This is a genomic window from Acinetobacter sp. 1125_18A, from assembly GCF_052824985.1.
In genome coordinates, this window is sequence record NZ_VTDG01000001.1 from 563,314 (window position 1) to 580,346 (window position 17,033).

The 17,033-nt window shown below is 33.5% G+C and carries 10 protein-coding genes and 2 pseudogenes; 3 read left to right on the forward strand and 9 right to left on the reverse strand.

Translation table 11 applies throughout. The annotated features are described in order from the left end of the window. Positions 1–27 precede the first annotated feature (27 nt). The 3 genes from FY049_RS02545 to FY049_RS02555 all read right to left on the reverse strand — a co-directional run bounded on the left by FY049_RS02545 (position 28) and on the right by FY049_RS02555 (position 5,174). Complete coding sequence (locus FY049_RS02545) at positions 28–2,880, reverse strand: UvrD-helicase domain-containing protein (protein ID WP_446083116.1); 2,853 nt, start codon at positions 2,878–2,880, stop codon at positions 28–30. Between the two features lie 19 nt (positions 2,881–2,899). Next, positions 2,900–3,703 (reverse strand): 3'-5' exonuclease, encoded by an 804-nt coding sequence (locus tag FY049_RS02550; protein ID WP_446083117.1) that lies wholly within the window; start codon positions 3,701–3,703, stop codon positions 2,900–2,902. Between the two features lie 214 nt (positions 3,704–3,917). Further along, on the reverse strand, positions 3,918–5,174 hold the full coding sequence (locus tag FY049_RS02555; protein WP_446083118.1) for a hypothetical protein: 1,257 nt from the start codon (positions 5,172–5,174) through the stop codon (positions 3,918–3,920). Between the two features lie 107 nt (positions 5,175–5,281). Between FY049_RS02555 and FY049_RS02560 the strand changes: the two are divergent. After that, a pseudogene (locus FY049_RS02560) lies at positions 5,282–6,544 on the forward strand (tyrosine-type recombinase/integrase). Between the two features lie 187 nt (positions 6,545–6,731). On the opposite strand, the gene FY049_RS02565 reads toward FY049_RS02560, so the two are convergent. The 4 genes from FY049_RS02565 to FY049_RS02580 form a co-directional block, all read right to left on the reverse strand. Next, positions 6,732–7,349, reverse strand: coding sequence for a hypothetical protein (locus FY049_RS02565; RefSeq protein WP_446083119.1), 618 nt, complete (start codon positions 7,347–7,349; stop codon positions 6,732–6,734). Positions 7,350–7,481: 132 nt separating this feature from the next. Then, on the reverse strand, positions 7,482–9,323 hold the full coding sequence (locus tag FY049_RS02570; protein ID WP_446083120.1) for a DUF3732 domain-containing protein: 1,842 nt from the start codon (positions 9,321–9,323) through the stop codon (positions 7,482–7,484). Continuing rightward, the gene (locus FY049_RS02575) at positions 9,320–9,772 is read right to left on the reverse strand and encodes a three component ABC system middle component (protein WP_446083121.1); all 453 of its coding nucleotides are present in this window, start codon (positions 9,770–9,772) and stop codon (positions 9,320–9,322) included. Before FY049_RS02575 ends, FY049_RS02570 begins: the two co-directional genes overlap by 4 nt. Beyond that, on the reverse strand, positions 9,769–10,980 hold the full coding sequence (locus tag FY049_RS02580) for a hypothetical protein (protein WP_446083122.1): 1,212 nt from the start codon (positions 10,978–10,980) through the stop codon (positions 9,769–9,771). The genes FY049_RS02575 and FY049_RS02580 overlap by 4 nt, the downstream gene beginning before the upstream one ends. Positions 10,981–11,262: 282 nt before the next feature. Here FY049_RS02580 and FY049_RS02585 point away from each other — a divergent pair. Continuing rightward, positions 11,263–11,412: pseudogene (locus FY049_RS02585) on the forward strand (IS5/IS1182 family transposase); the annotation flags it as partial. 132 nt (positions 11,413–11,544) lie between these two features. Here FY049_RS02585 and FY049_RS02590 read toward each other — a convergent pair. Together FY049_RS02590 and FY049_RS02595 are read right to left on the reverse strand one after the other, a co-directional pair. Next, entirely contained in the window at positions 11,545–13,164 is a 1,620-nt protein-coding gene (locus tag FY049_RS02590; RefSeq protein ID WP_446083123.1) for a UvrD-helicase domain-containing protein, read from the reverse strand. A 10-nt stretch (positions 13,165–13,174) separates the two neighbouring features. Continuing rightward, positions 13,175–14,881, reverse strand: a complete 1,707-nt coding sequence (locus tag FY049_RS02595) for an ATP-dependent nuclease (RefSeq protein WP_446083124.1) — start codon at positions 14,879–14,881, stop codon at positions 13,175–13,177. A 180-nt stretch (positions 14,882–15,061) separates the two neighbouring features. On the opposite strand from FY049_RS02595, the gene FY049_RS02600 reads away from it, so the two are divergent. Further along, on the forward strand, positions 15,062–16,900 hold the full coding sequence (locus tag FY049_RS02600) for a UvrD-helicase domain-containing protein (protein ID WP_446083125.1): 1,839 nt from the start codon (positions 15,062–15,064) through the stop codon (positions 16,898–16,900). Positions 16,901–17,033: the final 133 nt, after the last annotated feature.

Consider the following 17,033-nt stretch of genomic DNA (forward strand, 5'->3'; position numbering starts at 1 on the left):
TTATTCCATGCACATTTTGCCTAGCTTTTAAATGAAAAATTTTCTAGTATGCTTACATTGATCATACGTAAGGCTATATCCGGTACAGCCCCAGAATTTGCCAAATTTCCCTTCTCTTAACTTCATAGGACGACCACATCGGTCACAAATAATTATCTCATTTCTACAATTGCTATTATTGCAAACACTTTGATTACGGGTATCAATTGAAGGTGAGCCACACTTATCACATACTCGAGGTTTTGAATTGCAAATCTCACCAGATGAACACTTATAAAACTGACCAAATTTTCCTCTATAACTTCTAAAATAGCCTTCAGTACATAATGGACATTTAAAGATTCTTCTATAACTCTCTTCAAACATTTTAGATGCTATACGCAATTTATAATTTGGAGATAACAATTCATTGATAAATTCAGATGGTGCCATTGGATCTGCTAACAAATAATTCTTTTTTCTTGCTCGCGTCAAAGCTACATACAAAAGCCTACGCTCCTCGGAATGCTCATAGCTATCCAATAAGGGCAATAGGGATTCAACGATAATCTCTTCCTTATTCTTATTCGGAAATCCTGTCTTGCCTTGGAAAAATCCAATCAGGATACAATAGTCAGCTTCTAGCCCTTTTGAACCATGGAATGTCCAATATTTAATATTGGCTTTGACCTTAGTATTTTTAATTTTCTCTTTTGTATTATCTAGTAAGTATCTATATCTCGCTAAAACAGCAATAGATCCATTCGAGTCATTAGCAATTATCTTTTGAACTACTTGAACCACTCTATCCTCAATAGAAGAAGATTCGCCCACTAGCGTATCAACCAAATAAACCGAAGAACTATCAACTTTCGTATGAGTCGCTACATTTTTCTTATATTGCTCTGGGTTTTGCATCACAAAAGCACCAGCTACATCAGCAATACTATTGTTATATCTATAAGTCTTTTCTAGTTTTGATAAAGAATGACTGCCAACCAATTCTGCAAATCTTGTTGTAAGCTCTAATTTCCCCCCTGAAAATCGATAGATAGATTGCCAATCATCACCTACCACGGTAAGAATGGGGCTATCACCAAACTTAATGAGTGCTTTTAGCAATTCCATACGTGCCATGGAAATGTCCTGGAACTCATCGACCAGAATGTGTCTCCACGCTGGTTTGTAGTGACCTGATTTAATCAATTCTGTCGCAAGAATAATCATATCATCGAAATCAATTCGATTTGTCGATCTAAGCTTAGTCTTGTAGGCCTCATGGATCTCGTTTAAAAGTTCAGTATAGCTCCGAGCAAAAATAATATTATTTGCCTTCAGCCTAGATAGAATGGCTTCGAAGTCTAAATGCTCAACCCTGATAGCTTGTAAACATTTAATGTAACGCTCTACGTTAGTAAGTAAAATGCCTGACTCTTTAAGAGCTTTAAAAACATCTTCATCAGGCCTTTGAACTAATTTTATCTTATTCTCGATCATCAGTTTTTCTAGTCTGTTATAAAGACCTCCCTCAGCCCAATTGTAGTGATAAGTTTCCAAGAGTGTGGTGCCTAACTCTCTATGCAACTCTCTCTTGCTTTTCATTGATTCGTTATACTGCTGTGCATCAATATCTGGTCGGGTATTACCCTTACGATCTACCCCAAAATGCTCGATATAAATATTAGTCCCTTTAAGGTGGAAATCTGGTCTGTAATCAAAACCTATCTCAACCCTTCTTTTACTGACATATGGTTCTTCGTACTCATATGGTACACTGTTAATGAATAGCCAATTAGCAATCAATAACTCCTGATACCCTTTGACCCGTTCGCCTTGTAAAGTTCGATATTCATTGTCACGTACGTAAACATCGTACTCATGCTTGTTGAAGAAAGAAAATGGATTAACCGGCTGGTAGCTTAATTCAATAAATCTAAAAAGAAATGAGGGATCAGAGGTGATATAGGATTTAATCCAATCTGATAACCATATCTTTAGTTTTAAAGGGTCTTCAACAAAGTCAGACATATAAGTGGATACATTACAATCTCTAAGGATCTTCCGCCCTAGAGCATGGAATGTTGATACTGGTGGGCAATTCTCGATAGCCAAGTCACAACCTTTGCCGCGAACACTGAGTCGTTCACTCAACTCTTGTGCTGCTGCTTTGTTATATGCCAATATCAGAATCTCTTTATCAATTGCAATTTTTGAATCAACTAGATCTAAGGCTTTCCCCACCATCACTGAGGTCTTTCCTGTACCGGCCGCAGCTAACACTAGATTAAAGTCATTATTTCTTATAACAGCCAATCTTTGTTGTTCTGTTAATGGGTTAGACTCAACTTTATCGTAAAAAGCTTTTCGATCAACCAGTCTCTTTTGCTCAAATGCTACCCTGACTTTGTCTTTATTCCTCTCAAATGGATAGTAACTTTTTAAGACTTCAAATTTTTCAAGACAGTCACTATTTAGCTTTGAACTCCATGACGCTCTGGACTTCTGATGGGCATCCACCAGTTGTTTAACGATATGATCTAACTCTGTAATATTAGAGTCTCTCAAATATTCATGCACCGCTACCTTTTCAAAATGGAGAAAGGCATTACCAATGTTTCTCTCAATAACACGGTAATACAGTTTTTCAATGGTGGGGGCAGCTGCCACTACTTCTTTTTTTATTAAGAAGGAGAATTTATGATTTGAGCCCTTAGCATTAAAATTTATCTCGCTGCCAAAAATCCCGCTGATGTATATAGAGAGATCAACAATTTCGACAAAGCTATATTCTTTTGTTGTTTCATCTTTAGTTTTTACAGAAATGGAATCCTCATCAATGGAAATGTACGCCACATTTCCAAATAATGAACCTAAAAAATTCGGTCTTATTGTTAATGCCATCCCTGTTAACCTAAATCATTTATTTGGAAAAAATTAAAAATGCAAATACCACCACAACGATAATTATGATCGTCCAAGAATTATGCTCTCTATTACCACTATTATTGGCATTACTTCTTTTCATTGTAGAATTAACTGGCGACACTGGTAAAGTTGACTTGGTAGGAGGTGATGGAGGTTTAACCTTGAGTGTGCCATTCCTAATTTTCTCTTCATGTAATCGAAGAGATGTACTAGAAAAATCCTTTAATGGTTTTCGCTGAAGGCTTATCAGCTGAGGCAAATTCAGTTGACTCACTGCACAATAACTTAATAAATCTTTATAGATCTTTATAAATAAATCTGCAGTAACCAACGCATCACTGAGTGCTCTATGAGCATTGCCAGAACGGTTAATATTGTGATAGTCCGCTAAGGTCTGTAATTTCTTATCTGGGGCCATTTGATACAGCCTACGTGAAAGCAACAAGGTGCAGACAAATTGCTTTTCATAACTTAAGCCACATCGAGTCAACTCAGATTCTAAGAATTTGCTATCAAATGCAGCATTATGAGCAACTAATGTTGCATCCTTTATGAATTTATTAAGCTTTGGTACAACCTCACTCACTGATGGTGCTGAACTTATCATTGTATTGTTAATACCAGTCAATTGCTGCACTGAATAAGGAATCGTACATCCAGCATTAACTAGACTATCAAATCTATCAACGATTTGATTATTCCTAATTAAGACCACAGCAACCTCAGTGATACGATCACCATGTTGCGGATACAAACCGGTTGTTTCAAAGTCAATGATCGCAAATAATTGATTATTCAAATTGGAATTGCTCACTTTGGGTGCCAAAGAAATTGAAGCAGATACCTTGCTGTTATTAAATGAAATTATACCATTAGTATAAGACTTATTTATAGTAGCTCTATCTACAAGATTCTCCTTGTAATGGTCAAGTAAGTCGGGCTATCTCATTAAATCAAAATTCTATCTAAATTGAAAAATCGCGCACATTGAGGGACATGTACCCGATCTTCCTTTATTCACCAGATTTCTCATCTTCTTTTTTCTTAACTAAATCCCAAATTGAAAAATCAGGCTTGGCTTTGTCAGAATGTTCCGCAGGATTTACTTTAAATGCTTCAAGATTGATTTCTAAAAGTTTTACTTTTAGTTCTTCTGAGCCAGTTACACCCAATTTTTCAAGTTCTTGAATTTCTGTCTTATATCTTTCATAAGACTTTGCTAAAGCTTCCTTATGGGAATATTCTTGTTCTAATCTTGAAAAACGATTCAAATTTATATTTGCAATTGTTGCTATCCAAATCAAAGGTGCGTTGATCAATAATTTGAATAAAAAAGTATCCCATTTCATGTTTAAAAAATCTGATTTATCAAACAAATAAAAATTAAATCCAAAAATTGCTGATACAACGATAACAAATACAATAATGCTAATTTTTTGTCCTTCTTTAGCTTCTTTTCCCTTTACAACAAAGCCCCCTGCAAGCCCTGCTTCACTGGACAAACCAATGACTGATTTTGCTCTTTCCTCTACTTTTTTTAAGTTTTCTAATCGGCTATCTAAATCTTTGCTTAAAGCGGTAATATTTTTTTCTTCATTACCATATATTTTGTCATAAAAATTTTGAACTCTCGCTAATTGAAAATTAATCTGTTCATTTTTGCTTTTATTGTCAGGATCATCTGCAATAAATAAATCGTTATAATATTCAATTAACTCATTAATTTTTCTTTCGTATTCTTTTACTTTCGTTTCATCATTATCATTTAGCTCATCAAACAGTTTGTCGTATTGACCTGAAATTTTATCAACTTCATAATTCACTCGGTCAATTTTTGAGGTATCCTTACCATTTCGATCAAATAAATGAATGTAAGCCGTGTGAATTTTTTCGGACTCAACTTCCAAAACATCTAAATTATCTTCATTGGTTACTTCTAATAAACGAGAATAAATAGAACTACCATTTTCATCATTAGCTAAAATAGATTGAATTTTTTCAATAGCAATTAGAGACTCATATAATTTAGCTTTAAGTTGAGATAACTCATTTGTTTTATTAATTAGACTTTGTTGGTGAGCTTTTATTTTTTCCAATTCACCTTGTAAAAGCGAACTAACAGTATGGCGATTATCCGTTAAATCTCTTAAGTCAGACCTTAAAGAATATGTGGATGATAAATGATCGTTTAAAGCCCTAAGTTGCGCTAATCCTTCACGTAGTTTTTTTTCATCACTTTCTTTCAGACCAAGCAAATCCTTTAAGCCCATAATTTTTTTCTTTATTAATAAATTATCAACATATTAAACTAAATTATATATTGAAGTATTGAAACTTTATGCGAAGTAAATTAATTCAGATAAGAACAAAGAAGAGATTGCTAAAATTTCGAATAGTGCCAAAATTATGCCAAAGAAAAGGTAGGCACGCTGTAGGCGGTGTCGATGGCTTACACCTACGTATTGTGAATGATTCTCGTGCTTGGATTTTACGTGTGGTTGTAGGTCAACGTTTTGATGAAGATGGTAAACAACAAGTCCATCGCCGTGATATTGGTTTAGGTTCATACCCTGAGGTATCCCTAGCTGAAGCAAGAACAAAAGCTCAAGAAATGAGAGCTCAAATCCGAAATGGGATTGATCCTATCCAGCAAAAACAGGAAAATCTTCAGGCTTTACGTATTCAAAAGCTCCGTGATCGTACTTTCAGTGAATGTGCCAAAATTGTAATTGCCAATAAATCACGTGAGTTGAAAAATCAGAAACATATTGCTCAATGGTCGACCACATTAGAAACTTATATCTCCCCTATTTTAGGTGACCGTGTGATTGGCTCTATTAATAAAGTAGATATTGCCAAAGTTTTGGAACCCATTTGGGCTGAGAAAAATGAAACGGCTAAACGACTCCGTGGCCGTATTGAAACCATTTTTGATTATGCCAAGGCTATGGAATATTTTGAAGGTGACAACCCTGCCGAATGGAAAGGTAACTTAGAACCTATTCTAGGTAATTTAAAACAAGTATCACGCCCTCACCCATCGTTACCTTACGATCAAGTTACTGAATTTGTTCATCACCTTCGACAAAAAGATGGTATTTCACCTAAAGCTTTAGAGTTTGCAATTTTAACCGCTTGCCGTTCTGGTGAAATCCTTGGAGCAACTTGGCAAGAAATCGATTTTCAGAATAAAGTTTGGACTATTCCAAAAGAGCGGATGAAAGCAGACAAAGAACATCGTGTTCCACTTTCAGAACCCGCAATTGAGTTATTGAAATCTATTCAGACTTTTACACAATCACAAGGCTATATTTTCCCTGCCCCTCGTGGTACTAGCATGCTTTCTGATATGTCTTTAACAGCTTAGATTAAGTGTATGCATGAACAGAAACTTAAAGAAAATGGCTTAGGCTATATTGATCCAAAACTAAATCGAGTAATTACAACATATGGATTTAGGTCGACATTTCGTGATTGGTCCGCAGATAAAACAAACTATCCTCGTGAAGTCTGTGAGCATGTACTTGCACATAAACTACCCGATGAAGTTGAAGCCGCTTATTTACGAGGAGCTTATCTTGAAAAACGTAAATCTTTAATGGCTGATTGGGCTGTATTTTGCATGCCCTTCACGCAATAAAGAATTCTTTGTGCCCTAAAACCTAAAACATAGTGGTCTATTTGAAAACAAAAAATAATACTCTATGTTACAAGATATCGCGAAATAGATCTTGTGCAATAACTCAAACCATATGTGACAATTAACCATTCTTAAGTGCAGCTATCAGGCAAAATTTGAGCTAAAAAAATCTTTCGTTATTACCCTCTTAAATTGAGGTCCTAAAGTGATCAAAATCAGGTATTTCATAATCAGAATATGAAACTAGGTATCCATAAAAAAAACCAAATGCCTTATCGATTCCAATATCTTCAGGAGAAAGTGTTTCTGGTGTAAATAGCATTGCAGCCGACTGATCAATTATTCCAACATGTATGAAAGCTGCTGCGACCAATTCAGAGCAGAAGTATTTTTCACGTTCTGTCTGAACAACTGGTTTCATATAACTAAAGTAGCTATGTACCCTCTCCATCGCTGTTTCTTTATATAACGCCTTACATTGAGTATATCCCTTAATTCCTTCTCGATTAAATTCCTTTCCAATGCACTTAGATGCAAATTGACTTAGTAAAAGAACTCTACTAGAAGACCAAAGTTGTGAATTCCTCATTACTGCTATATGATCATATTCATCTAATAATTTTGAAATATTAGTGATTCGCACTCCCTTGCTATTTGCATCCAAAATTTCCGCACCATCAATAGAAATAGCGACGTGTGAATAGCCACTTCCACCTTTTTTATCATTGTTACTCATCATATTTGAGAAGCATAAAAGAATATCTCCCGTACATATTTCTTCATTTTTCACAATTGGTAATGTCATTTATTTCTCAAACTCCCTAAAATTATATCCATCTTGTATCACGCACATAGCAGTATTTCTCAAAAAACTACTCTTTACTGTTATACAAATTTTTTGGCAATAACTAAAATCACTCAGCTATTCTATGTGATTTTAGTCAAAATAGTTTTCAAGAATGAGTCCGTAATCATCTCTGAGCTCCTTATCTACCAAATGAAATCTAGCGAGATTCAAGTCAGTCCAATGTTTCCTTCCAATGTGCTCCAATAAAATGATTTGAAAACCACCAAATTTATCCATATCAATAACAAATTGATTCAACTCTGTTAATACTTTATCTAAACTACGAATATCATCATTTGGCTTTCCATCACTTGAAAAATAAGGGGTGCTGACTTGATCTAAAACTAAAAAAGAAGGAACCCAAGGAATTTTCTTTGTCTTCGCAATTTCGTGTACAGCTAAGAAATAGGAAACATGAAGATAAAGATAGTTAGATGCACTCCCGACATCTGGCATTTTTTCTATAGTATCTAAATCTGGAGAATATAAATGAATTAATTTTTCTTTTTCGTAATAGGATGTTGAGAATCCACCATACCCTTTTAATGGCAATTTTATAAGCCGTTTATTCATCAAATAATTTAACTTTTGCCTAGCCAAACTACTTTTTTCTTCATTCTGGTCAACAATTCGTTGCAAGTTAGCTATTGAGTCATCGAAATCATCTTCTAGTACTGGCTCGTCCTTATTTTCATTTCGACTATATATTTCAAGTTTTGCTTCAAGGCGACCTAAGTAGCGATAATAATCATTGGGATTATACCGGATAGGATGACTTATCTCGATTAAGGATAATTCCTCTTTAAGTATTCGAATTTTATTCTCATTCTGCTCATGAATATTTCTTACTTCTGCAATGAACGGAAAGCTATTACGACTCTTCAACGATAATTTTATATCAGAGAGCTCACGTTGTAGCCTTGCAATAACTTCGTTGGCAAATTGGGAGGGAAATATACTATCAATTTGAGTATTGAAAGCATTAACTGGTTTTAACGTATCTTCGACTCCCTTCAATTGACTTGAGTAGATCACTTTATTATCAATAAATGCTTGTAATTGACGATTCTTTGCTGTCAGACGGAATATTTCCCGCTCTATGAGTTCAATTGCATATTTGTGATTACTTGGAACAGTAGGTGTCTGAACAAGCTTTTGAAGTGCAATAAAGCTATCTTCGTAAGATGCAGGAATATTATCAATAACGCCAAGTAAATGAGCTTCTCTAGACAAATTCCCAATCTCTTCAGAAAAGACATTTTCTGATTTTGCATAAGATTCATTCTTTCTGATTTGAGTAATTTTCTTTCGCTCTAATTCTGAAAGACGACTTCTGGAAAGTGCAGTATCTACATTTTCAGCCCCAATAGCCATTCGGAACGTTCTTTCAATAGCCTCCTGATATCGTCCATCGCCTGGACGTATATAAAGATGGTCTGGTGCAACAATGGTATTTTGATCCTGATAACAGTAGGCAAGAAAATGGCGGAAAGAAACTTTAGACCCTGCTTGAATAAATCGGCCACCATAGGGCACACGCAATTCTGTATTAATACCAAATGCACTGCTCAGAACTTTCTTTAAATTATCTACTCTGGTGTTTAAAATTGGTAAAGAAGGGATAATACCATTATCATTAAAATATGCTTGATCAGTTACCCCATTGCTCTCAGATGGCCTTGCTATGACAAGTTCTTTTTCATCAATAGAAATCTTGATGCCATACCAGTTAACTTTAGAATCAATATTAGTTTTCGATATACCAGTGGTATCACTTGCTAACAAACAATAATCTATAATAAATAAAATTGATGACTTACCTTTACCAGAATCTCCTGTAATTACATTTACATGATTATGTAGAAAGTCTAGAGTCCTCTTAATACCATTCTTCTGCCAGAGGACAACATTAGAGATCTGAATATTACTCATAAATCAATCCTAAATGCTTGATAAAGATCAACAGTATTTTCATTAAGAATCAGACCAAGCTTAGGACCTGAAGCCAATATATCTGATGCTGTTTTTCCAATTTCAGAATTATTCTGAAAAAATATTTGTTTATTGAGGATCAAGTAATCACCTTTTTGTATAGTCATACCTAACTCCATAGTAAGAATTATTGTATTCAAAGAGGTTATCGCTAAATCCTCATATCTTGCTCGTACAGTGATAAAAGCTTCTGGATTGGACAGTAAAAGATCCTTACTACTCAACACAACACTATTCTTCTTTTTCAAAATGGAGCGTATGGTTTTATCAAAAAGTAAAGGTAGAACTAACATAGTTTTTGATAGCGATAAACGATGTTCAAAAGAATTTTCTAGTGCACTTTGAATAGCAACTGTGCCAATCAATTCATTTTGGAATAAACGATTCATTCTTCAAACTTTCCTTTCCAATCCCTGCGCCATCCAATGCGTGGTAAATTAGAAAGCTTAATGTATGTCCCACAACTCAAATTCTTCGGAAGTTCTACATCACTGACTTTCAATGGACTTATCATCGTTTTATCATAACAATCTAAGGATACTCGCAAATGCTCATTTTCATCATCTTGATTTGTTCTCCGATGTAATTGTCTATGTAGCAATTGCCAATCTGTTACTGCCTTATTTTCTAGTCTTAAATTTTCGCTAACACTGAAGGAACCAGCCTCTTGTAAGGAGCTCATAAACTGTTCTGCAAGTATCATTTCAATCCCCCGATCTACAATTTCATCATTATCAATTCCGATATCTTGCAGCTGTTCATAAAACTTGCTATGAGTAAAAGATAATTTATCGGGTCTCTGATAGTTATAATAAAGATCAACAAAACGATCAAATTCAATAGGATCTGCTCTAGCTGATCTAATTATTCTGTCAAACCCCATATCAACCCGAAAGTCATCAAAAGTAATGACTACCTTTTCTCCTTTGATAATTTTTGAAAATTTTGACTCCTTAAATGCACCAATCACGTGTTTTCTGGCTTCATCTAAGCATGCTGCAGGAATCGCCAATTGCAGTAATGCAGCAGAAATTCTTGCAGTTATTGAAGAATTATCAGAATGAAACTCAAATCGATCAAATAAAAACTTGAGTTCTTCATCACTTGTCTCTGCTATAGCTTTCACATATTTTGCAATAGGGTTAACTGAATCTTTAGGTTCTTTTTTAGATTCTGCTTCAAAAATTTTGCTGTCTATTTCCCTTATATAATCAAGAATTGCTAGAATATTCTGACGAGGAGCTTTTAGCATACTCACAAATATTTGGTTATTAAGAGTTTTATTAGTATAAAGTTGAAATCTCAATGTTGAATCAACAGGTAGTTCTGGAATGAGCTTTAGCCAATTATCAATAGTCTTCCAAAGATCAATGTCTCGATCTGTGATATTACCCGAATCAATCGAATGCTTGACCTGAATAAGTAAAAGCTCTTTCACACAACCATCTGCTATAGTTTCCACATGGATATCGTCATAAAGTTCTAAACATAAAGTTTGTCCTTGCGTAAGCTCAATAAGCTTTTCGATATAAACAAAATCCTGAAACTCAAAACCAAGTGATTTTTTATCCGCCGCTACTTTTTCTGAATGAATCATGTAAATACTCGCCCACTAAATTCCAATAACTTATCGATTATTTTTATATTGATCTATTTCCTAAAACTCTTCCTAGGTTAACCACAACAATCAACACACAAATATTAAAGCATAACTTTTATGATTAACTACATTTTAGTTATTTTTATCTTATATTCTCAATCTTAGCCCACGATTAAGCTCGTTCAAACTTATTTACCTTAAACAATTCTTGCATGTCAATTCACTCTGCTTTGTTGTACAAATCTATTTTAACAGCTTATTCAGCAATATAATTTACAAATGAATAAGCCTTTAACTAAAGTCTATCATTAACGAATTGGCTCTCTTATAATCGAGCCTTAATCAATCGAGGAGATATATCAACACTGGAATGCTCAACCAAATGGAAAACAAGATCGAAAACAAAACTATTCAGACACAGCGATTGAATGATGTCTTATGATTAATTCTTTATTTCAACTCGCTTTATGTATAGTTATAAGTTTTATTTAAAGTAACATTAAATCACTTAAGTAACTAATATTTTTAAATTTTTCATTCAAATCCAAGTTAAAGCTTCACTCAATGTTGATTATATAGTCCTTCTAAGTCAATAAGATTTAAAAAATATGAGGGAGTTGCATTAATTTCCTCTTCTTTTGAATTTATACGCTTTGTTGTTTGAATAAGGATACATAGCTCTTTGGCTCTTGTGATCCCTACATAATGTAGGTTTGTGTCTTGCTCTAACTCAGGGTAATATCGAGACCAATCTTGGGTCACCTTTCGATACGGAAACACCCACTCTTCTAGACCAATATGGATAACCGTGTGAAACTCCAGTCCTTTTGATTTATGCAAAGTCATCACTTGTATCTCAGATTGGCTAATAGGTTTAAATAGTTTTTTTAGTGTTTCATCCGTTAAGATTTTTATTACGGCCTCTAATTCCTGAGCAAAGTTATTAATGCCTATTTGAGTAATTATCTCTTCAAAGGTCTGAACTAGTTGGTTCTCTTCAAGCTTTTTCAAACCATTGATCTTTTCCTTTAACGAGAGTAAATTTTCTTTTTCAGGAACATAATTCTTGATTTGATTGTTGTCCAACACCTCTTGCATTGTGGAAATCTTACCAAAATAAAGAGCTAATAAATCGTGAAAAATACGAGCTACAGGTGTTTTTATTTTCTCAAGATCAATACCTGTATACAAACGATAGTCAACAAGTAATCCTTCTGAAACTTCCCTTAAAACTTTATTACCTTTTGCTAAAATTGCAATATCTGAATAATTTAAGAACTCTTTCTTAGTTACTATTTTAGTTATAATTTCTGAAATTCTTATAGCTGCCTGTTTATGATTTCCTTCCAGAGTGAATCTATGAACCCTACATTCCATATCTGGGACAGGACAAATTGGAGCTAAAGGATCTTTAACTCTTGAAGCGTAATTGCTAATCGACGGATGACATCTATGATTAACATCAATACGGAAATATTGAAATTTCTTCGTATCTTCTATCAAATTATTTAAATACTGGACACTACTACCTCTAAACTCATAAATTGACTGATCTGCATCTCCAACAGCAGTTCCGATTAATCCTAAATCAACTAATTTTAAAAATAGTTCATGCTGCTCTTTTGATGAGTCTTGATATTCGTCCATAAAAATATGGGTATATTTAGCTTTTAAATATCTTACAGCAGATTTAGAGCCTTCTAGAATAAAATTTGCTAACCCGGCAAATGAAGACATCCATAGAACTCCTTTATCATAGAGTTTCTTAAATCCATCATCTACTTTGATATCGAATGTTGTAGGAATCTGCTTATCTAGAAATAATTCGTTATATTTCTTATCTAATTTTTCAACAACCTCACATTCACTTGCACTCTTACCCCATAAATGCGATAAAAAAGGATATATCAACTCCTCTAAACAAAATTTATCAATAGTTCCAAAGAAACTTTGCTTCGTATCATAATTATTACTGTTACATCTATTCCTTAATTCTTGGCTTGCTTTCCTCGTAAACGTTATCGCAATAATACCTTGATGTACATTAATGGTGGGTAGAATATTTCTAACCTTTTCTTCCACAACTGTTGTTTTACCACTGCCTGGACATGCAGTAATAACCATGTTATGCGAATAATTAATCGCTAATTCTTGCTGCTGTGTCAGATTTTTAGTTTTCATTATCTTTTCTTTAATTAATTATAGAATCACGCAAATGCTCTAAAGGACTAGTTATATCTGTACCTCTAAGAACATAAAGCTTTGATTGTATTTTCCCCAATAGATTACGCATTCTAATAGCTTTTTTCTTTTGAAGATAATCTATAGCTTCCTTTGGACTTTTAAAGTCTAACTCTTCTAATATTTCTTTAGACAAATTACTTACTAAGTCAGTCTCAAGATCAATATTTGAAATAAACACGCCTTTTACACGAGTTACCTTATTAAAGCCTTGCCAACGTGCATCAGAAAAAATCTCAGTATGAACTAACTTTGTCTCACTATGCTCCCATGGCTTTTCATTAATTGAAGTTAAACAACGATTAATACCCGCATACTGCCATTTTTCTGTACTTGCTACTTTTGAAATATCATTATCTGTCCGTAGTACCCAGGGGATTTCTAATGCATCTAAAATCTGAATATAGACTTTAAAAGCAATACCATCTACAGATAATAAAGAGATATTTAAATAGTCTAAGTCAATGCCTAACTCCTTAGCTAAAGCAGCGTAAAAAAGCATCTCGGATGGCCCCTCAACGAGAAAAACACCATTTGAGAAAAAAACTTCTGCAGGTAAAATACTTATCCTATACCCCATTTCTTCCCAACCAGTTTCAATACATTTAGAGCAACCTTGACTTGCAGCTATAGTAGATTCATCCTTAACGAGTAATCTAACTATGGAGTTAGGTAAAAAATGAGAAGCTATTTGTGGTGAATGAGAAGAAATTATTGCTTGCCCAGGCAATTCATTAATTAAATACCGAGCTAACTTTCTTTGCTGATGTGGATGTAAATGAGCCTCAGGCTCTTCAATCACATAAAAAACCACCTCATGATTAATATCATGTTCAGCTATACTTTTCGCTTTCCATAACGCTAAAAGTATTTGATTATTGCGTCCATCTCCTCCCAACAATACGCTTGAGCCATGGGTAGAAGCTCCTAATTGAAGAGCATCAATAAAATCGCTAACCTGAATAGCTCCTGTGTCCAATTGTATCGAATAATTTAAGTTACTATGAGCGAGTTTTCTTAACTCAACATTTACTTCTTTAGTCGCTTGGTCAACATAATAGAGCTGAGATACTTTCTCATTTAAGTCATTCAAATCTTCACTTATTTCAGTAAGAAGATCGTTATCCTCTTCTTTCTGATCAGCTGTTAAATTTTGTTGAGATAATTTTAATAACTGTCTTTTTTCTCTTTGTATAAAACGTTTAAGATCTCTTTGCGATTGTATGTATTTTAGATTCAGGTGTTTAAGATAGAATCGACTATTAACCTCTTCCATATTACTCAAAGAATAACCAATAAAAATTTTATAGCTAAGATCTATCCGATTTGCGACATAACGTAAATAAGTAAATCCATCATCACTTACATACCCTTTCAGAACAGAAAGTACTGCATCTTCTTTTATATCATCAAAGCTAATAGTAATTGAAAGTTCATTGTAGGTTGTATTTTTACAAAGATGAAAGTCTAATTCAGAAGGCTCTATATCAGCTTCTGATAAACTTTTATCTAGAAGTAAACGTAAAGCATGTAGCATATTACTTTTGCCTACATCATTAGCTCCAATGATCAATGTATCATCATTAAAATTAATAATGGCATCACTAAAGTTACGAAATCCAACTAGATGTATAGTTTTAATTTTCAAGCAAATCACCTAATTGGAAAAAATTTAAACATGGAGTCAAATAATTAAATATTTTTTATATTAAATCAATATAAAAAACAACTTAAGAAGCACAACTAGTTATTTTTAATATTTTAAACCTTTGTAGATCTAGATTTTTCCTAATTATTTCACTACAGTGAAATAGTATATTTTTGCTAATCTAAGATTATGAACTTAACACAAGAACAAGAAAACATTGTTAATTTTGCCCAAATTGGAAATTCATTCAAAGTTTTTGCTTATGCAGGTTCAGGAAAAACGTCTACTATGATACAGGCATGTAAACAAGCAACAAAAAGAGAGTCAAAGTTCAATCGCTACACTCAAGGCCTATTTTTAGCTTTCAATAATACTATTGCTAAAGATGCGGCTAAAAAACTGAAAAAAAACTCAATTAACACGACCGCAAAAACTTGGCATAGTTTAGCTATAAGTAATATTAGACCTCTATATGGTCATAAAATGGAGCTAAAAAAAGCAGATCAAATTTTACGTCAGTACCTTTATAAATCATTTTTCATATCAGACCAAAGAATTGCCGTAAAAGAAAATATAATAAAAAGACGAGATACATCTAAAGCGCCTACTATTCAATTCAGAAATGTTAGTTCTAGAGTATGTAAAGGTTACATAATCAAAGCTATAAACTGTTACTTTTCTTCCGCCGATCATGAGTTAACGTTAGATCATTTCATTCCAATCTGCCCTAACTGGGCAGATATGGATTTTTTCTTAAACAACTTTGTTGCAAACAACATTTTGTCTATTAGCCAACAGTTAGTCGAAAATATATTTAATACAGAAATGAATCAATTTCCGGTTTCATTTTCTTCAGCTCTAAAAATATATCAACTATCGAAGCCAAAACTCCATATTGATTATGATTTCGTTATTGTAGATGAAGCTCAAGATACGGATTTAGTAGCTTTAGATATTCTCAACAACCAAGATCTTTCAAAACTTCAATTGATAGTAGTTGGTGACTCCTTTCAACAGATTTATAGCTGGAGAGGAGCTTTAGATGCTTTAAATAATGTAAAAGTTGCAGATACTTTTTATCTATCGAAGTCTTTCCGTTTTGGTAAAGACGTAGCCAAATTATCAACAGCTATACTGAAATACTCCTTTTCGGACTTTCAATTACCTATTACAGGAAATCTTGAAAAAAACAGCAAAATTTATGAAATTCAAGATTGTACCTATAGTCGATATGATGCAATCATTACAAGAACAAATGCTGGGGCATTTGATGCCTTTATAAAGGCTATAGAACAAAACCCTCAGTTATCAATAAGTGTGGAAATAGATATACAACAAATTCAAAGTTATATTTTAGATTTTGAAAAGCTAGAAAAGGGAATTAAATTAAGTAGTGATAGCGCTCTAACACTGTTTGAAAACATAGAGCAACTTGAAGAATATGTTGAGGAGAATCCAACTGATAGTGATATATCCTCCCCCTTCCGTTTAATTGTAAAAATGGGCATAAATGAATTAAAAGAAAAGATACAAGTTATCGCAAAAGTTGCTACGAACTCAAAGGAACAAACACAGTTTGATCTCAAAATAACGACTGCACATAAATCCAAAGGCTTAGAATTTAATCACATAGTCTTATTCGAAGACTTTAATTCTTTTCTATTTCAGAAAATGGATTCTACAGAAAATTGTAGCCCCTTAATTTATGCTCCTGTATCAGAGGAGGAAGTTAGGCTCTTTTATGTAGCTGTTACAAGAGCAAAAGAATCTGTGACGTTAGAAAATTTTTCGCTGATATTTGTAGAATCTTTAGTACGACAGGTTTTGAATGCAACTAATTTTTCCGTAAAAAATACACATCAAGAATTGAGTATGACTAATGATATTAAGTTATGTCATTCAATCTTATTAAAGTATTTATCTGAGGAAAATTCCACCCATTTAAAAAATCTACTTGAAGAAAACAATATTTTTGAAATCTTGGATGAATACTTTAATCTTTTCACACAAACAAAAGATAGCTTTTAGTGAAAATTCAACTTGCTTATGAGGTCTGCCTAATTCACTTAATTTCTAAAAAATGCAGCTGTTTAGCACAAACTTATCTCCGAAAGCTTATTGAACAATATCTAGTATTAGTCCCAAATTAAGATAATGTGTG